General features: G+C 71.6%; 17 protein-coding genes. 8 read left to right on the plus strand and 9 right to left on the minus strand.

The genetic code is table 11. The features are described from left to right. The first annotated feature begins 118 nt into the window (after positions 1–118). A complete protein-coding gene (locus ACQUQ1_RS04095; RefSeq protein ID WP_435062993.1) occupies positions 119–1,180 on the plus strand; it encodes a glycosyltransferase in 1,062 nt (353 codons plus the stop codon). Between the two features lie 325 nt (positions 1,181–1,505). Beyond that, the gene (locus ACQUQ1_RS04100) at positions 1,506–2,072 is read left to right on the plus strand and encodes a plastocyanin/azurin family copper-binding protein (protein ID WP_435062994.1); all 567 of its coding nucleotides are present in this window, start codon (positions 1,506–1,508) and stop codon (positions 2,070–2,072) included. 342 nt (positions 2,073–2,414) lie between these two features. Here the strand turns inward: ACQUQ1_RS04100 and ACQUQ1_RS04105 are convergent, their stop codons facing one another. Beyond that, positions 2,415–3,467: a M42 family metallopeptidase gene (locus tag ACQUQ1_RS04105; protein ID WP_435062995.1), complete on the minus strand. Its 1,053-nt coding sequence runs from the start codon at positions 3,465–3,467 to the stop codon at positions 2,415–2,417. A 127-nt stretch (positions 3,468–3,594) separates the two neighbouring features. On the opposite strand from ACQUQ1_RS04105, the gene ACQUQ1_RS04110 reads away from it, so the two are divergent. Next, the gene (locus tag ACQUQ1_RS04110) at positions 3,595–3,855 is read left to right on the plus strand and encodes an MTH865 family protein (protein ID WP_435062996.1); all 261 of its coding nucleotides are present in this window, start codon (positions 3,595–3,597) and stop codon (positions 3,853–3,855) included. A gap of 75 nt (positions 3,856–3,930) precedes the next feature. Here ACQUQ1_RS04110 and ACQUQ1_RS04115 read toward each other — a convergent pair whose 3' ends face one another. Next, positions 3,931–5,181, minus strand: a complete 1,251-nt coding sequence (locus ACQUQ1_RS04115) for an RNA-guided endonuclease InsQ/TnpB family protein (RefSeq protein WP_435063297.1) — start codon at positions 5,179–5,181, stop codon at positions 3,931–3,933. A 243-nt stretch (positions 5,182–5,424) separates the two neighbouring features. Beyond that, positions 5,425–5,673, minus strand: a complete 249-nt coding sequence (locus tag ACQUQ1_RS04120) for a hypothetical protein (RefSeq protein ID WP_435062997.1) — start codon at positions 5,671–5,673, stop codon at positions 5,425–5,427. Positions 5,674–5,759: 86 nt separating this feature from the next. Here ACQUQ1_RS04120 and ACQUQ1_RS04125 point away from each other — a divergent pair, with 86 nt between their 5' ends. Then, positions 5,760–6,386 carry a J domain-containing protein gene (locus tag ACQUQ1_RS04125; protein WP_435062998.1) on the plus strand — a complete coding sequence of 209 codons (627 nt, stop codon included), beginning with the start codon at positions 5,760–5,762 and terminating at the stop codon, positions 6,384–6,386. A 59-nt stretch (positions 6,387–6,445) separates the two neighbouring features. Here the strand turns inward: ACQUQ1_RS04125 and kdgK1 are convergent, their stop codons facing one another. From kdgK1 to mutL, 3 genes are all read right to left on the minus strand, one after another. After that, the gene (gene kdgK1, locus ACQUQ1_RS04130) at positions 6,446–7,405 is read right to left on the minus strand and encodes a bifunctional 2-dehydro-3-deoxygluconokinase/2-dehydro-3-deoxygalactonokinase (protein WP_435062999.1); all 960 of its coding nucleotides are present in this window, start codon (positions 7,403–7,405) and stop codon (positions 6,446–6,448) included. Positions 7,406–7,567: 162 nt separating this feature from the next. Further along, positions 7,568–8,116 (minus strand): type 1 glutamine amidotransferase domain-containing protein, encoded by a 549-nt coding sequence (locus ACQUQ1_RS04135; protein WP_435063000.1) that lies wholly within the window; start codon positions 8,114–8,116, stop codon positions 7,568–7,570. A 205-nt stretch (positions 8,117–8,321) separates the two neighbouring features. Next, complete coding sequence (mutL, locus tag ACQUQ1_RS04140; RefSeq protein WP_435063001.1) at positions 8,322–10,679, minus strand: DNA mismatch repair endonuclease MutL; 2,358 nt, start codon at positions 10,677–10,679, stop codon at positions 8,322–8,324. A gap of 226 nt (positions 10,680–10,905) precedes the next feature. On the opposite strand from mutL, the gene ACQUQ1_RS04145 reads away from it, so the two are divergent. The 3 genes from ACQUQ1_RS04145 to ACQUQ1_RS04155 all read left to right on the plus strand — a co-directional run bounded on the left by ACQUQ1_RS04145 (position 10,906) and on the right by ACQUQ1_RS04155 (position 13,201). Next, positions 10,906–11,943: a sulfite exporter TauE/SafE family protein gene (locus tag ACQUQ1_RS04145; protein ID WP_435063002.1), complete on the plus strand. Its 1,038-nt coding sequence runs from the start codon at positions 10,906–10,908 to the stop codon at positions 11,941–11,943. 88 nt (positions 11,944–12,031) lie between these two features. Beyond that, a complete protein-coding gene (locus tag ACQUQ1_RS04150) occupies positions 12,032–12,649 on the plus strand; it encodes a DUF7504 family protein (RefSeq protein WP_435063003.1) in 618 nt (205 codons plus the stop codon). Between the two features lie 105 nt (positions 12,650–12,754). Continuing rightward, complete coding sequence (locus tag ACQUQ1_RS04155; RefSeq protein ID WP_435063004.1) at positions 12,755–13,201, plus strand: DUF6653 family protein; 447 nt, start codon at positions 12,755–12,757, stop codon at positions 13,199–13,201. Positions 13,202–13,310: 109 nt separating this feature from the next. Here the strand turns inward: ACQUQ1_RS04155 and ACQUQ1_RS04160 are convergent, their stop codons facing one another. Continuing rightward, positions 13,311–14,255: an aminopeptidase gene (locus tag ACQUQ1_RS04160; RefSeq protein ID WP_435063005.1), complete on the minus strand. Its 945-nt coding sequence runs from the start codon at positions 14,253–14,255 to the stop codon at positions 13,311–13,313. A 189-nt stretch (positions 14,256–14,444) separates the two neighbouring features. On the opposite strand from ACQUQ1_RS04160, the gene ACQUQ1_RS04165 reads away from it, so the two are divergent. Then, the gene (locus tag ACQUQ1_RS04165; protein ID WP_435063006.1) at positions 14,445–15,521 is read left to right on the plus strand and encodes a type II glyceraldehyde-3-phosphate dehydrogenase; all 1,077 of its coding nucleotides are present in this window, start codon (positions 14,445–14,447) and stop codon (positions 15,519–15,521) included. Positions 15,522–15,710: 189 nt separating this feature from the next. On the opposite strand, the gene ACQUQ1_RS04170 is transcribed toward ACQUQ1_RS04165, so the two are convergent. Continuing rightward, a complete protein-coding gene (locus tag ACQUQ1_RS04170; RefSeq protein ID WP_435063007.1) occupies positions 15,711–16,217 on the minus strand; it encodes a metallophosphoesterase in 507 nt (168 codons plus the stop codon). Between the two features lie 75 nt (positions 16,218–16,292). Continuing rightward, the gene (locus tag ACQUQ1_RS04175) at positions 16,293–17,522 is read right to left on the minus strand and encodes a phosphoglycerate kinase (RefSeq protein WP_435063008.1); all 1,230 of its coding nucleotides are present in this window, start codon (positions 17,520–17,522) and stop codon (positions 16,293–16,295) included. Positions 17,523–17,535: the final 13 nt, after the last annotated feature.

The following is a 17,535-nucleotide window of genomic DNA, read 5'->3' on the forward strand; positions in this document are numbered from 1 at the left end:
ACGGGTCCGCGGACCCGACGGGGCGACGGCGACGGCGCCCGCGACCGCGCGGCCGTCCCGGTCGCCACCGCGGCCTATCGCCTCCCTTTTTGTTCCCCCACGGGTAGCCCGTCACACGATGCGTGTCGCGGTGGTCTCGATGGACACGGTGGAAACGCGGGACGCGCCCGCCACCCGCCGGACGCGACGCGTCGCCCGCGGGCTCGTCGACCGCGGCCACGAGGTCCACTGGCTGTGCGCGAAGTGGTGGGGCGGCCACATCGGGCAGTTCGAGCACGACGGCATCGAGTACCACGCCGTCACCGAGGGGCCGTCCCGGGGGTCGTTCCGCTCGAAGCTCCCCTTCCGCCTGCGGTCGGTCGACCCGGACGTGGTCCACGCCGTCTCCGTCCCGCCGGGACACGCGACGACCGCCAAGACCGCCGCGACCGTGCTGCGGACGCCGGTCGTCGTCGACTGGTGGGAGCGCGACCCCGACCGCGGGACCGACCGCCAGTACCGGAAGGCGGCGACGCGCGCCGACCGCGTGCTCGCGCCCTCCGAGACCGTCAGGACCGCGGTGCGCGAGCACGGCGCCGACGGCGTGAACACGCGTGTGATCCCCGAGAGCGTCGACTTCGACCTCGTCCGGTCGGCGGACACGGACGACCGCTTCGACGTCGTCTGGGCCCGGACGCTGGACGATGCCGCCAACGTCGGGGAGTTCCTCCTCGCGCTGGCGGAGCTTCGCGACCGCGACTGGGCGGCGGCGGTCGTCGGCGACGGCCCCGCCCGCGACGACGCCGAGCGGACGGCCGCCGACCTCCGGATCGACGACCGGGTCGAGTTCCTCGGCGACCTCCCGGAGGAGGAGTTGGTTCCGGTGCTGAAGGGGTCGCACGCGTTCGCCCAGACGGCGACGTACGAACCCTTCGCGACCGAACTGCTGTGGGCGCTCGCGTGCGGCTGCGTCGGGATCGTGGAGTACCAGGCCGGGTCGTCGGCGCACGAACTCGTCGAGGGGCTCGACCGCGGGCGGCTGGTGACCAGCCCGCAGGAGCTGGCCGACGAGATCGTCGCCTGCGGCTCCATGCCCGAGTGGGAGACGAACGAGGGGTTCGCCGGCTTCGACCACGACGAGGTGCTGGACGAGTGGGTCGAGTGCTACGAGGCCGTCGTGGACGACTACGGCTGGCTCTAAAGAACCTCTTTTCGCCTCGGGTTTCCTCGCGCGCCGCAAAGCGGCGCGCTGCGGGAACCGCTCGGCGAAAACCCGTTCATGTCGTCGGATTCCGTCGGAATCCGACTACTAACCAGAATCGCGAAGCGATTCTGGTAATGCCGAAAGGGCCGCTCGCTCGGGCTTCGCCCTCGCTTGCGGTACAATTGCTACTGACTTCCGCACCGCGACCGAATCCGCATCGCGACCGCACCACCGCCGCGACCGAACCGGGTCCGCCCCGCCCCGGTCCCCCGACACGGATTCGATCGACGGATATAGGTTCGGGAGACGCCAAGCCGCGAGCATGGAAGACGACACGCTCAGCCGCCGGAGCTTCCTCCGGGGGGCGGCGGGCGCCACCGCCGCCGCGGGCGCGGTCGCCGCGGGCTCGGGGACCGCCGCCGCGCAGGCGACGGCGGACGGTCAGGGAACCGTCGAGGTCGGCGCGGGGTCGCAGGGGCTCAAGTACGTTCCCGGCACCGACCAGACGTTCTACGTCACGCCCGGCACGACGGTCACGTTCGAGTGGGTCTCCGACGGCCACAACATCGTCGTCGACAGCGCCCCCTCGGGGTCGTCCTGGTCGGGCCACGAGCCGATCGAGGACGAGGGGTTCGTCCACGAGCACACCTTCGAGACGACCGGCACCTACGAGTACTACTGCGACCCCCACCGGTCGGTCGGGATGGTCGGGACGCTGGAGGTCGTCGAGCAGCTCCCCACCCCGACGCCCCAGCCGGCCGGCCCGCCGGAGGTGCCCGACTCCGCCAAGAGCCTCGGCGTCGCCTCCTTCATCGCGATGGTCGCGACGCTCGGCCTGACGTTCTTCTTCACGAAGTACGGCGGCGACTACGAGCCGCCCGAGGAGTAACGCCTCCCGGTCCGGAGTCGTTCGTTCGTCCGCCCCGACCGCCCCGATCGATCCGCCTGTGACCTCCGCCGAGCCCCGGGGCCGTCGGCTCGTTCCGGGCCCCCGCGTCGAGCGATTCCCCCGTGCCGTCCGAACGCCGACGGTACGATGCAACTATTCGGTAACAAATGAATTTGAATCAACACATTCAACACCGTGACCGAGAAGGCTCGCGTGGGGAGCACCGAGGGGGGTGTCAGAGGCACGCGACGGAGCGGCCCCCGACCCGTTCTCCGCGCGAGACACGAGCCGACCCGTCGAGCCGCCGGTTCCGGGGCCCGGATCGCCCCGTCGGCGCTCGGACTACAGCGAGTAGTCGTGGCCGCCGTCCTCGCTGGCGAGAAACGCCGCGAGCAGGTCGATCGCCGCCCTGATGTCGTCGCCGTGGGCCGTCTCAGTCACCGTGTGGAGGTAGCGCGTCGGGATCGAGATCGCCCCGACGGGCTTGGCGCCGTTCGACGTCTGGAAGGCGGCCGTGTCCGTGCCGCCCGACGGGAGCACCTCCAGCTGGTGCTCGATCCCCTCGGCCTCGGCCACGTCGCGCAGGCGGCGCGTCACCTTCGGGTTCGTGATGACCGAGCCGTCCTTCAACTTCACCGCCGCGCCGTCGCCGAGGCGGGTCACCTGCTTGTCCGCCTCGACGCCGGGCGTGTCGGAGGCGATGGTCACGTCCAGCGCGATCGCCAGATCCGGGTTCACGTCGACCCCGAGCGCCTCCGCGCCCCTGAGGCCGACCTCCTCCTGGACGGTCGCACAGAAGTGGACCGTCGCGTCGGGGTCCTCCAGCTCCCGGGCGGCCTCCAGCATCGCGAACAGGCACACTCGGTCGTCGAGCGCCTTGCCGGTGACGGTGTCGCCCATCTCGACGGTCGTCTGCTGCATCGTCACCAGGTCGCCGACGGCGACGACGTCCTCGACGGCCTCGCCGTCCATCCCGAGGTCGATAACGACGTCCTCGACGGCGTCCTCCTTCCCCTTCTCCTCCTCCGAGAGGGTGTGGGGCGGCACCGAGCCGATGACGCCCGTCAGGTCGCCCTGACCGGTGTGGACGGTGACGCGCTGGGCGCGAAGCACCCGCGCGTCCCAGCCGCCGAGCGCGTCCACCTTCAGGAAGCCGTCGTCGGTGACGTGTTTCACCATGAACCCGATCTCGTCCATGTGGGCGGCGACCGCGACCTCGTAGTCGCCGTCGCCCTCGATCGTCCCGACGACGTTCCCCATCGCGTCGGTGCGCACCTCGTCGACGGCGCCGTCGAGGACGGCGCGAACGCGGTCGCGCACGCGGTCCTCGTAGCCGGGCACGCCGCTCGTCTCGGTCAGCTCGCACAGCAGGTCGAAGTCGAAGTCGAACGACATACCTCCGGGTGCGGCCGCCCGCCGAATAACACCGGGGGTACCGGCCCCGACCGCCGGCTGTGGAAACTCTCCCGGTGTTCCTCGTGGTTCCGGAACGCTTTTGCGGCGCTCGCCCCGCCTTGGGCGTATGTCAGACGACGTGGAAGCCGACCTCCGCGAGCAGTTCGAAGAGGCGTTCTCCGGGGCCGACTTCCCGGTGTCCAGCCAGATGGACCTCGTCCCCGCGCTCCCGCAGGGTCCCGGCACGAAGTTCGAGTCCGGCGACGTCTCCTTCACCGCGATGGAGCTGGCCGCGAAGCTCGGCTCCGACCAGGACTTCCCCTACGAGGACGTCGACTCGCTCGTCGACGACGTCATCCAGGGCCTGAAGGACAACGGGATGATATAAACTACCCCACCTTACCCCCTCGGCACTCCGCGCCTCGGTCCTTGCGGGTGGGGCTTTGATGTGGACTCCCGACGATCAGTCGCCAGCAATAGGCCGGTGACTCTCGCCGTTCAGCGTCCCACCAGTTATACGCAGGTCTATTTCTGCGTCTCCGCTCCCCGACGTGGGCGAGGAACGGAGTCTGTGTGTCCGCTTCCGGGCGTACCGTAGCCCGATGTTCTTCACGCCGTTGTAGTCCGCGTTCACCTCGTAGCCGCACTTCTGGCAACAGAACTGTTCCCCGTGGCGGTTGTCCTCGTGCGTGAACCCGCAATCCGTCCGAGAACAGCGCTGGGACGTGTGGGTCGGCTCGACTTGCGCCACAGAGACACCCTGTTCCGGGGCCTTGTACGAAACGTACTCGAACAGGCGGTGGTACGCCCAGACGTGGTGCCACTTCGCGTGCGGAAGCCGATCGCGGATGTTGGTCAAGTCCTCGAACGCGATTACATCGCAGTCGTGTTCGACGGCTTCTGAGACGAGTTCGTTGGCGACCGTGTGGATATACTGTTTGCGCCATGCTTCCTCTCGTTTCCCGAGGCGAAGCAGGGCGTTGTGTGCGCTCTGCGTGCCGCGCTGTTGCATCTCGCCACGTCGCTTCTCGAACTCGCGGCACCAATGATCGTAGTCGTCTCCCTGCCAGAAGCGTCCGGTCGAGGAGACGGCGAGGCTGTTGACGCCGAGGTCGATACCGAGGACCGTTTGATCGGGGTGCCCGGTATCTGTCGGAACCTGTGCGTCGTCACCGCTAGTCCGCCGAGTCGAAATGTTGAGATAGAACTCGTCGGTGCCCCCGTCGTACCGAAGCGTACTCTCGCGGAACTCGTAGTCCTCGGAGAGTACGTACCGCTCGTAAGGAGTCGGGCTGTCTGCCGGAAGAACGAACGAGGGTTCGACTCGTCCCTCGACAGTTGCCAGCGACACCTTGTTGCGGTAGAAGGTGGCGCTTCGGGCGTCGTAGTCCATCGTCTCGGCGGTGAAGGTGGGACACGAGACGCGCTGTCCCTTCTTCCACCGTTCGATGACTCCTTTGACGGCTTCGACTGCGCGACGAATCGCGGCTTGAACGAGTTGTGCCTGTAGGTCCGTTTCCTCTCGAAGGTCGGAGTAGAGCGCGTCCCGTACCTGCCGTTTGTTGGTCTTGCAGTCGGTGTACGAGGTGTCGGACCAACAGTAGTCGGTGGTTCGGTTCGCGCAGTACAGGTATTGCTCGGCGGTTCGGTGGAGTGCATCGCGTTGCTCGTCGGAAACGGCGAGTTTCACGACGGCGGTTCGACGCACGTCTATACTTCAGAGGGGATCCGACGGTACTTGATCGTTCGGGAGTCGGTTGGTCGCAGTACACCGGTTGTATCGTACCATGTCGGGTTCCTCCCCGACCCACTCGCTCATTTCGTTCGTTCCGTGAGGTGGGGGCTCCACCTCGAATTTGCTGAGCCGTCGAACCGACCGCGCCGCACGCGACACGCTCGATCCTCGGCAGACTACGCCTCCCGGCCCCGAATCCGCCGAAGTGTGGCGTCCCACCGCTCAGTCACCCCTGCGTTCCCGTCCGTGCTCGGCGCACAGCACCTCGCCGGCCCCGCTGTCGAGGTAGAACGCGTCGCCGGCGCGGACGCGGTCGCCGCAGACCGCGCAGCCGTCGCCGTGGTACACCGCGTACTTGCCCACGTCGCTCCCCGTGCGGAGGCGGCCGGCCTCCCGGGCGGGGCGGGTGATCCCCTCCCCGACCGCCGTCAGGTCGTCGGTGTCGGCCTCCTCGAAGCGGATGATCGCCACGGAGGACCGGAGGGACGCGGGCGCCTTCAGCGGTTCGCCGCCCGGGTCGGCGAGGGGTTCAAGACCGAGCGACGCCAACCGCGGGTGTGTTCGGTGAGTGGATCGCGGCGCTGCCGGGGTGGCTGGTGTGGGGCGTCGCCGTCGGCCTGGCCGCCTCCGCCGGCGTCGCCGCCGTCTTCCTCGCGGCCAGCAGGCTGTTCCCGGACCCGCCGACCCGGACGGGCGGCCCGGACCGGGGGTCGCTGCGCCGGAAGGCGGAGATCCGCGACTACCTCCGGCGGATCGACGAGCGGTTCGTCGAGGACGCCGACCTCGACGGCACGACCGTCGCCTTCTACCTCCCCGAGCGGGCGGTCGCCATCACCTTCGACGTGCACGCCTACTTCCGCATCGGCAACGACGACGAGCGCGAGGAGTTCGTCATCCTCTGTGAACACGAGATGCCCGGCTCCCACCTCGGCCGACGGCTCCCGTTCGAGGTGCCGGAGGTCCACCTCGGCCCCGACCGGACGGCGACCCCCGTCGCGAGCGCCTTCGACACGCTCGGCCTCCCCGCGACCGCGGACGAGGGGAGCGTGGAGGAGGCGTACCGGGAGAAGGTGAAGCAGGTCCACCCGGACCAGGGCGGCAGCAGGGAGCGGTTCACCGAGGTCCGGGAGGCGTACGCGACCGCGCTGAACCACGCCGAGGAGTCGGGGCGCCGCCGGGCGTAGGCCGACCGCGTGGGCGGCTCGCCAGTCCGATCCCGGGACGGGATGCGTCTAGGCTCCGGCTACCGCGAGATGCCGCCCTCGCCCTCCTGGATCACGCGCTCGACCTCCTCGCGCGTGACGACCGCGAGGTCGCCGGCGATGGTCCGCTTGAGCGACGCCGCCGCGGCGCCCCACTCCAGCGCCCCGGCCACGCCGCCGCCGAGGCACCGCCGCGAGAGGTACCCGCCGACGAACGCGTCGCCGGTGCCGATGGCGTCGAGCGTGTCGGCCTCGTACACCGGCTGCTCGAACACCTCGTCGCCGTGGAGCGCGAGCGCGCCGCGGTCGCCCCGGGTGATCACGACGGTGTCGAAGCCGAAGTCGGTCGCCAGCCCGTGGGCCACCTCGACGGGTTCGCCCTCGCGGTCGAGCACCGCCTCGGCGTCGCGGCGGGCGACGAACAGCGTGTCGACGTGCTCGAACAGCTCCGTCAGCGTCGCGCGGGCCTCCTCGTGGCTCCAGAGCTTGCTCCGGTAGTTCACGTCGAAGCTCGTCCGCACACCGGCCTCGGCCGCCCGCTCCAGCACCGCGGCGGTCGTCTCGGCGGCCGTCGCCGAGAGCGCGGGCGTGATGCCGGTGGTGTGGAACGCCGTCGCGTCCCCGAGGACGGTGAGCGGGAGCTCCGGGGGCGTCGCCGTCGTCACCGCCGAGCCGGCGCGGTCGTAGACGACGTTCGTGCCCCGGGGCTCGCCGCCGGGTTCGAGGTAGTACGTCCCCAGGCGGGCGTCGTCGGCGTCGTCCCAGGCGACGCCCGTGCGGACGCCGTGGGCGCGCAGTTCGTGGGTGACCCGTCGCCCCAGCGGCGACCGCGGGAGCTTCGAGAGCCACACAGAGTCCAGGCCCAGCGACGCGCCCGCGACGGCGACGTTGCTCTCGGCGCCGCCGACGCGCACGTCGAACTCCTGGGTGGTCTCCAGCCGGGTGCCCTCCGGGGGGGAGAGCCGCAGCATCGTCTCCCCGAACGTGACGAGGTCGGTCATACCGCACCGCTCGACGGCGGCGCACAAAAAACGGTCCGAACTCGCTTCCGTCCGGGGCGGTCACGGGCCGAGCGCCCGCGACCGGGACGGGATGGGTCGACGCGACGCGCCGGGAGCCGTCAGGCCGAACCGGGCCGGGCCGGGCCGGACCGGCGCGTCGCCTCAGGCCGTCGCGCGCTCGGCGGCCTCCGGCGAGCCCTCGACGGTCTCGAACAGCGCGCGGGTGAACGCCGGCAGGTCGTCGGGCACGCGGGCGGTGACGAGGTTGCCGTCGGCGACGACGGGCTCGTCGATGAACGTCGCGCCCGCGTTCTCGATGTCGACCTCGAGGCTCCAGTAGCCCGTCACCTCGCGGCCCTCGATCACGCCGGCGCTGATCAGCAGCTGCGCGCCGTGACAGATCGCCGCGATCGGCTTCTCGCGCTCGTCGAAGGCGGCGACCACGTCGGCGGCCTCCGGCGCCTCCGTCCGGAGCCGCTCGGGCGCGCGGCCGCCGGGCACGACGAGCAGGTCGAACTCCTCCGCGAGCGTGTCGGGGTCGCGTACGGAGAGGTCGACGTCGGCGTCGAACTCGTAGCCGTATTCGCCCTCGACGGGCTCGCCGTCGGGGGTCGCGACGGACACGTCGAACCCCTCCTCGCGGAGGCGGTAGAACGGGTAGCTGAACTCGCTGTCCTCGAAGCCGTCGGTGGTGACGATCAGCCCTCGCATGGCGTGTCACCTCGCGTGCGCCGCCGACGGGGCCGTCGACCCCCGTCGACGGCTCGAACGGCTGTAAGGGGCCGACGCCGCTAAAATCCGACGGATAGTCGACCGGACAGAAGTGTCGAAACGAACGAATTTGGCGGGTGGTACCACCTGACAAGTGAGTCGGGGCGTCCGTCGCGGCTGCACTCTCTCCGAGGGAGCCGTCGCGTCACTCCGCGCGCCGGCCGCCGTGGCCGGGGTAGTCGCGCTCGAAGCGGTCCTCGATCTCCTCGCGGCCGAACTCGACCAGGACGGGGCGGCCGTGCGGGCAGGCGTACGGGTTCTCGCAGGCGTCGAGCGCGTCGAGCAGGTCGGTCACGCTCCCCTCGGTGAGCGAGGTGTTGCCCGTCACGGACGGGTAACACGCCAGGTCCGCCAGCAGCGCGTCCGCGACCTCCGCGACCGGGCGGTCGCCCGCGGTCACCTCGTCGGCGAACGCCGCGAGCACGTCCCGCAGGAGATCCGGGTCCAGCGTCGCGTCGAACACCGCCGGCACCGCCGTCACCGCGACGGTGCGGGCGCTCGTGTCGTCGTCGGGGGTCGATCTCCCGTCGCCGCGCTCGTTCGCGCGCTCCGCCCGGAAGCCGACCTCCCGGAGGGCGTCCCGAAAGGTCTCGAACAGCTCCGACTCCCGCGCCGTGAGTTCGAGTTCGACCGGCGCCGCGAGCGTCTGCGTCGGCGCGCCGTCGTCGACGGCCGCCCGCAGGCGCTCGTAGTTGACGCGCTCGTCGGCGGCGTGCTGGTCGACGAGCACGAGGCCGGCGTCCGTCTCGCAGACGACGTAGGTGTCGTCGTACTGGCCGAGCACGCGCATCGCCGGGAGGCGGTCGCGCTCGGTCCGCTCGTCGGTGGTGCCGCCGGCGAGCGTCGCCTGCGAGGGCGCGCCCCAGGCGCGGTCCCCGTCCCCGCCCGGGGCCCCGCCGGCCTCGGCGTCGGTCACCGCGTCGGTCGCGTCCGCGTCGGCCCCGCCTCGGTCGCCGTCCGCGTCGCCGCCGGCGGCGCCCCCGCCCTCGTCCTGCCACGAGCGGGGCGTCGGCGCGTCGCCCGCGGTCGCGTCGGTGGGGCCGCGCGGCGGGTGGTCCGTCGGCCGGTCGCTCGCGGACCCGCCGCCGACCTCGACGCGCCAGGCGTCCTCGGCCGTCCCGGGGGCCGCGTCGTCGTCGCCGCCCTCGCGGTCGGCGTCGGCCGTGCCCTCCCCGACCGTCACGTCGTCCGCGTCCGGGGAGCCGTCGGCCGCGTCCGGGGAGCCGTCGGCCGATTCGGTGGGCGACACGCCGTCGACGGGCGCGTCCGCCGGGTCGGCGGGGTCGGCGGCGTCGGATCCCCCCCACGCGTCCAGCACCGAGGCGGTCGCGTCGTCGCCGCCCCCCGCGTCGTCCCCGTCCGTTCCCGCGTCGCCGCGCTCGCCCGCGCGTCGCTCGGCGGCCGCGCGCTCGTGGTCGGTGCCGGCGCCGCCGACCACCTCCGGGTCGGCGTCGACCTCCTCGGGCGCCGAGCGGCCGCGCGGGGCCGACGAGCGCACCAGCCCGTGCTCCAGCAGGGCCTCCCGGACGCCCTCCCGGACCGTCCCGACCACGCCGGCGTCGTCGTCGAAGCGGACCTCCGTCTTCCGCGGGTGGACGTTCACGTCGACCGCCTCGCTCGGCACGTCGACGAAGAGGACGGCGAACGGGTAGCGATCGGTCGCCAGCTGGCCGCCGTAGGCGTCGACGACCGCCCCGCGGAGGTCGCCGTCCCGCACCCAGCGGTCGTTCACGTAGGTCGTGAGGTACTCCCGGCCCGCGCGGGTGGTCTCCGGGTGCGAGACGAGCCCCGAGACGCGGACCTCGCCCGAGTCGGACTCGTAATCCACGTCGACCATCGACTCGGCGACCTCGCGGCCGTACACCGCGAGGACGGCCGGGCGTCGGTTCCCGTCGCCCGGCGAGGCGAACACCTCGCGGCCGTCGTGCTCCAGCGAGACCGCCACGTCCGGGTTCGCGAGCGCGTACGCCGAGACGACGGCGTTCACCCGGTCGAACTCCGTCGCCGGCGTCTTGAGGAACTTCCGTCGCGCGGGCGTGCGCCCGAAGAGGTCGCGCACCTCGACGGTCGTCCCGACGGGACAGCCCGCCGGCTCGACCTCGCCCTCGTCGCCGTGGTCGACGACGAGTTCGGCGCCGGTGTCCGCGTCCGGGGTGCGCGAGCGGACGGTCAGCTCCGCGACCGCGCCGACGGAGTGGAGCGCCTCCCCGCGGAAGCCGAGGGTGGCGACGCCGGCGTCGAGGTCCTCCATCCCGTCGAGCTTGCTCGTCGCGTGTTTCGCCACCGCCATCGGGAGCTCCTCGGGGGGGATGCCCGCGCCGTCGTCGCGTACGCGGATCCCGTCGATGCCGCCGCGTTCGACGGCGACGGCGACCCTGTCGGCGTCGGCGTCCAGCGCGTTCTCGACGAGCTCCTTCACGACGGAGGCGGGCCGCTCCACCACCTCGCCCGCGGCGATCTCGCGGACGGTGCGGTCGTCGAGCGCGCGTATCTCCCCGGTCATCGGCCGATCCCTCGCGGTCGGCGCGTATCAATCCCGTGCTCGACGGGCCGCTCGCTGTGCTCCCCGTAACTGTCACGCGTGACCGATACCCAAACCGCCGCTCGTCGACAGGACTTTTTACCGGTCGACCGCCAGGGCCCATACTCACAGTGACCCGTCGCTTTTCGTCGGATACGACCGCAGTAGCGACCCGCAAGCCGATCCCCGCGAGCAGAGGTGTCAGGTAGTGTTCGGAACGGGCGTCCCGGCCGTCGGGCTCGCCGTGCTCGTGGTGCTCGGGTTCGCCATCGCCACGACGGTGAACACCTTCGCGATGGAGGCCGCCGTGCTGTTCGTTCCCGCGTTCCTGTTCGTGTTCCCGGCGCTGGTTCCCGGGTTCCCGCACCTCGCGGTCAACGCGGCCGTCGGGCTGGCGCTGTTCGTCGAGCTGTTCGGCTACTCCTCCAGCGTCGCCGCGTACTGGTACCGCCACCAGATCGATTTCAACGTCGCCGCGCGGCTGCTCGCGATCACGGTGCCGGTCGCCGCCGTCGCCCGCGTCGGCTCGTACTTCGTCCCCTCGAACGCGCTCATGCTCGGGTTCGGCGGCCTGCTCGTGACGCTCGCGGTCGTCCTGTACGAGGCGCACGAGCACGGCCCGTCGCTCGTCGATGCGGTCGCGGAGAAGCCGGAGCTGTCCGTGCTCGCCGTCCTCGACGCCGACTACGAGCCGCGGACGCGCGTCCTCTCGGACACGCACGACGCCGCCGAGACGCCGCCGAGCGACCACATGGGCGGCGCGGCCGATTCCCCGAGCCAGCGGGGCAGCGGCGACGCCGTCGTCGGCGACGGCGGCGACCCGGCCGACTTCCACCTCGAACTGCCGGACGTCCTCGTCACCGTCCTCGGGGGAACGCTCGCGGGGCTGGTGGGTATCGCCATCGGGGAGCTCACTCAGGCGATGCTCACGCTCCGCCGGCGCGTCCCGCTGAAGCTCTCGACGGGGACGAGCGCGCTCGTGCTCCACGTCACCATCGTCGCGGCGTTGATCACCAACCTCGCGCTCCTGCGGTTCGTCCCGTCGATCACCGGCGAGGGGTTCACCGTCCCCTTCGGCGTCGGTATCTTCGTCGCGACCGGCTGCCTGTTCGGGGGACAGGCCGGCGCCTACCTCAACAACCGCCTCTCCGAGTCGACCGTGATGCGGATGCTCATCGGCGTCTACTTCCTCGTCGGCGTGTTCGTCGTCGTCCGGACCCTGTTCCTCGGCGGCGCGGCCCACTGAGGCCGTCGTCGCGATCGGCCGGATATCGTCGGTGAGAATCCGGGGGAACCGATTACGTACACCACCCGCGTCGGCGGCGGTAGACAACATGAGCGGGCGCGGGAGGGCGGGACACGCGACGGGCGAGGGCGCCGGCGTCGAGGGGCAGGACGCCGGCGAACCGCGACCACGGACGGCGAAGGCTGAACTGGCGTTGACGCCGCCGGGTCCCGGACGGCGGACGACGCTGAAGCGGCAGGCCGTGACGGGGTACGTCGAGCACCCGACGGTGGTGGAGTTCACCTACGACGCCGACCCGGTGACGCTCCACGAGCGCTGGCGCGCGGAGGTCGGCTCCCCGCCGTGTCACATGGTGGTCGACGCCTCGGGGACGGGCGAGGTACCTGGCCCGCGGGTCGCCGCCGACGGGGGGTCGTTCGCCGCCGAGGCCGCCCACCCGCACGACCTCACCGGCCTGTGCATGAAGTGGCAGGACGCGCTCGACGAGGCGCGCACCCACGGCGGCCTCTTCGTCGCGTTCGACTCCGTGACCGCGCTGCTCCAGTACGTCGACCTGCGGGAGGCGTACCGCTTCCTGCACACGCTCGTGACCGGCGTCCACCGGACAGGCGCTCGCGCGCAGTTCTACCTCGACCCGCGGGCGCACGACGATCGGACCGTCTCCACGCTTCAGGGGCTGTTCGACGCCGTCCGTCACGTCGACTGAGGCGCCGAACGGGGCCGACCGGTCGGGCCGGTCGGGCCGGTCGGGTCGCTCCGTTCCGTCGCTCGCCGGGTGCCGCTTATACGCTCTCTCGCCGTCGGGTCCGGTATGGACTTCAAACATCGGTTCGCCGACCTCGACATCTTCTGGGAGCGACACGCGAACCCCAAGAGCGGGTGGTCGCGCCTGCTCGCGACGCCCCTGCTGTTGCTCGCGGCGTACACGCGGAGCCGCCGGGTGCTCGCGCTGGCGCTGGCGTGGACCGCGATCAATCCGGTCGCCTTCCCGCGCGTCGAGCGCGGCCCGGCGGTCGACCCCGCGTGGATAACCCGCGCCGTCGACGCCGAGCGCGCGTGGCTCCGCGGGGAGGTGTCCCCCGGGAGCTGGGAGCGTCTGAACGCCGTCTCCGGCTCGGCGACCGCCTACGCCCTCTACGCCGCCTACCGTCGTCGGCCGGTCCGCGCGGCCGTCGCGGGCGCGGCGTCGATGGCGCTGAAGCTCGCGTTCGTGTGGGGGCTAGAGCGGCGCTGGCGCGCCGGTACGGGCGGGCACTGATCGGTCCCCGACGACGGCTCGGGGATCTCACTTCCGGGCAGTCTCGCGGTTTCACCGCCCGGTTTCCGGGGGGTCGACGACCTCCTCCGCTTACGGCTTCGCCGCTCGCTCACCGCGGAAGTTTCACTTCCGCGCCGTCCGCGTAGACGGTCGGCTCGGTCACGATCCCGTCGAGGTGGAGGGGCGCGTCCGTGTCGCCGCCGATGCCCGCGTCGTCGCCGATGGCGATGTGGACGGTGCCGGCGGCCTTCTCGTCGAGCAGGACCGAGCCGACCAGGTCGGTGACGCCCACGTTCGTCCCGATCCCGAGTTCCGCGAGGTTGTAGGCGTCCTCGCCGACCTGCTCGGCGGCCGCCTCGACCTGCTCGCGCACCTCGTCGTCGGAGATGTCCGTGACGAAGCCGTCCTCGACCTCGAAGCGGAGTTCCCGCCCCTCCAGCAGCCCGTACGGCATCATCGTCCCGTCGACGACGTACGTTCCGTCGGCGGTCTCGGGGCTGACGAACACCTCGCCCGCGGGGAGGTTCGAGAACGACCCCGGCTCGCTCACGTCGCCGGTGTCGGACAGGAACTCGCGGTCGCCCGGCTCGAAGGTGATGTCAGTGCCGGCCTCGGTGGTCACCCGAATCTCCTCGGCGTCGTCGACCTGCTCGCGTACCTCGGCGCAGTGGCGGGCGATGGCCTCGTAGTCGGCGTCGAGGCCCGCGAGGAACACCTCCCGCGTGATGCCGGGGAGCGTCGCGCCGCGGGCGCCCGCGTCGCAGGCGGCCCCGCGGGCCCGGGTGTGGCTCAGGCTCTTGGTCGTCGGCGCGAGGAAGGCGTCGGCCTCCCGCATCGCGGCGGCGACGGGCGCCGGCGGCTCCTCGCCGTGCTGGCCCGCCGGCGGGTAGCGGATCACGCTCGCGTCGTCGGTCACCTCGGCGGCGACGGCGTACAGCGCCTCGCCGATGGCCTCGCGCTCGTCGTCGGTCACGACCGCGAGCGACTCGTCGCTCCCGAGGTCGAGACACTGGTGGATCGCCGTTTCCGCGGCCGAACGGAGGTCGTCGTCCATGCGTTCGCCTGCGCCCCGCCGCCGCTTGGACCTGTCGGAGCGGCGGTCCGTGACCGATCGGTCGTCGGCGTCACCCGGACGACGGGGATCGACGGATCGGCCGAATTCGGCGCGCTTACTCGGTCTGTAGTTGTTTTCCGGTTAGCGATCCCGTAACGATTAACCCCGGGCGCGAAGGATTTCCCGCCAATGATCCAGGTGGGCGTCAACGGCTACGGCACCATCGGCAAGCGCGTCGCCGACGCGGTGGCCGCACAGCCCGACATGCAACTGACGGGCGTCGCGAAGACGCGCCCGAACTACGAGGCGGAGGCGGCTGTCCGGAAGGGATACCCGCTGTACGCCGCGATCCCCGAGCGTGCCGACCGCTTCCACGAGGCGGGCATCGATCTGGCGGGGGAGGTCGAGGACATGGTGATGACCGCCGACGTCGTGGTCGACACGACGCCGTCGGGGATCGGCGCGGACAACCGCGGGCTGTACGAGCGATACGACACGCCCGCCATCTTCCAGGGCGGCGAGGACGCCGACGTCGCGGACGTGAGCTTCAACGCCCGCTCGAACTACGGGAACGCGGCCGCCGCCGACGTGGAGACCGCCCGGGTCGTCTCCTGCAACACGACCGGGCTCTCTCGGCTGCTGGCGCCCCTGCGGGAGGAATACGGCGTCGAGAAGGTCCGCGTCACGCTCGTGCGCCGCGGCGGCGATCCCGGCCAGACCTCCCGTGGTCCGATCAACGACATCCTCCCGGACCCGGTGGAGATCCCCTCCCACCACGGCCCGGACGTGAACACCATCTTCCCCGACGTGGACATCGACACCCTCGGCGTGAAGGTGCCCGCGACGCTGATGCACCTCCACTCGGTGAACGTGACGCTGGAGGCGGACCCCTCCGCCGCGGAGGTCCGGGAACTGCTCTCGGACGAGTCTCGGCTGTTCCTCGTGCCCGAGGAGACCGGCATCGACGGGACGGGCAAGCTCAAGGAGTTCGCGATGGACACCGGCCGCCCGCGCGGCGACCTCTGGGAGAACTGCATCTGGGAGAACTCCGTCTCGATGGAGGGCCGGGACCTCTACCTGTTCCAGTCGATCCACCAGGAGTCCGACGTGATCCCGGAGAACATCGACGCCGTCCGCGCCCTGCTGGACTGGGAGGACCGCGAGACCAGCATGGCGACGACCGACGAGACGCTGGGCGTCGGGCTGGAGTCGCTGTTCGACGGGCAGCGCCAGCGGGTCGTTCCGAAGAGCAACAGCGACGATTGAGGCGAGGCGTGAGCGACCGAAGGGAGCGAACGCCTCGGAGTGACGGCGGAGCGGCCCCCGTGCCGCTCCGCCCACGAACGGGGCGAGACGCGAACTGAACGGAGTGAGGTGAGCGTCTCGGGGAACGGAGCGAGGCCGACCGAAGGGGTGCCTCGGAGGGGCGGCGGCGCGCTCGCGGGCGCGCCCTGCCTACCCCAGGTCCCGGAACGTCACCTCCCCCGTCCCCGTCTCGACGAGCACCGCGGCGGGCTCCTCCTCCCGCCCCGGGATCGGGACCCCGCCGGGGTTGAGGTGGACCGTCCCGTCGCGCTCCTCGTGGACCCGCTCGTGGGTGTGGCCCCGGCAGACGTAGTCGTAGCTCCCGCAGTCGATCAGCGCCTCGACGATCGGCTCGCTGGTGCCGTGGTAGACCGCGAACGCCGTGCCGTCGAGTGTCACCTCGGCGAACTCGCCGTGGTAGGTGCCGAACGCCCCGACCGCGTCCGCCAGCGCCCACTCGCCGTCGTTGTTGCCGCGGACGGCGTGGAAGGCCCAGTCCGCGTCGGCCGCGTCGGGGTCGAACGGCGTCGCCGAGAACGGCGCGACCACGTCGCCGCAGTGGATCGCGACGTCGACGCCCGCGTCCGCGAACGCCTCGACCGCGCGATCGACGTACCGTGCGTTGTCGTGGGTGTCGGAGACGACGCCGACGAGCATGTCCGCCGGGTCGCGGCGGCGGCTAATCAATCCACCCCGTCGGCGCGCCCGACCGGGACGCCGCCGGCGGTCGGGTTACGTGTCGGCGTCCGCCTCGGCGCTCCGGATCAGCAGTTCCACGGCGGGCAGGGGCTCGCCCGTGAGCGCGCGGATGTAGGCGCCTCCGGCGATCGAGACGTGCGAGAAGTCGTCCTCGCTCAGCCCGTACATCTCGATGGCGCGGGAGGTGTCGCCGCCGCCGACGACCGAGAAGCAGTCGGTCCCGGCGATCGCTTCGAGGACGCCGACGGTTCCGTGGCTGAAGCGCTCGTCCTCGAAGACGCCCAGCGCGCCCTTGACGAAGACGGCCTCCGAGTCGCGGATCGCCGGTTCGTACGCCGCGACCGTCTCCGAGCCGATGTCGAGGAACGCGTGTTCCTTCTCCGCGATCTCGTCGACGGCGACCTCCGCGCGGTCGCCGTTCCCGTCCTCGTACGCCAGATCCGAGGCGAGCGTCACCTGCTCGCGCCGCTCGTCCAGCACCGAGCGGATGGTCTCCTCGTTGGCGGCCCACTGCTCGTCGAAGAGGTCCGTCTCGACGTCCTCGCCGACGGGGTACCCCGCCGCCCGGAGGAACAGCTCGCCGGCGACGCCGCCGAGCAGGAACCGGTCGACCTTGTCGTCGAGCGCCTCCATGACGCCGATCACGTCGGTGGCCTTCGTCCCGCCGACGACCATCGTCACGTCGGCGTCGAACTCCCGCTCGGCGATGGCGGTGTTGGCCTCGTACTCCGTCGCCATCACGCGACCGGCGTAGCTCGGGAGCTTCAGGGGGAAGCCGACCAACGAGGCGTGCTTGCGATGGGCCGCCGAGTACGCGTCGTTCACGTACGCGTCGAACTCCGGGGCCAGCGTCTCCACGAACTCGCTGCTCGCGTGTTCCTCGGGCTCCTTCTCCGGCAGCTCGTCGTCGGTCATCCGGGTGTTCTCGAGCAGGAGCACCTCGCCCGCGTCGAGGTCGCGGACCGCCGCCAGCGCCTCCTCGCCGAAGGTGTCGGCCACGAAGTCCACGTCGACGCCGGCGTGCTCGGCCAGGATGTCGGCGTGCTGCTCCAGCGAGACGAAGGTGTCCCTGCCGGGGCGCCCCTGGTGTGCCATGAGCGCGACGCGGTGGCCCGCCCCGGCGAGGTCGGCGACGGTCTCGGCGTGCCGGGAGAAGCGGCGGTTGTCCTGTACGACGCCGTCCTCGACGGGGGAGTTGAGGTCGAGGCGGGCGAGGACGCGCTGCTCCGGCGGCAGGTCGTCGAGCGTACGGAAGGAACTCATCGTCCGAGGTGAC

Origin of the sequence: Halobaculum sp. EA56, assembly GCF_051195075.1 — an archaeon.
Lineage (GTDB): Archaea > Halobacteriota > Halobacteria > Halobacteriales > Haloferacaceae > Halobaculum.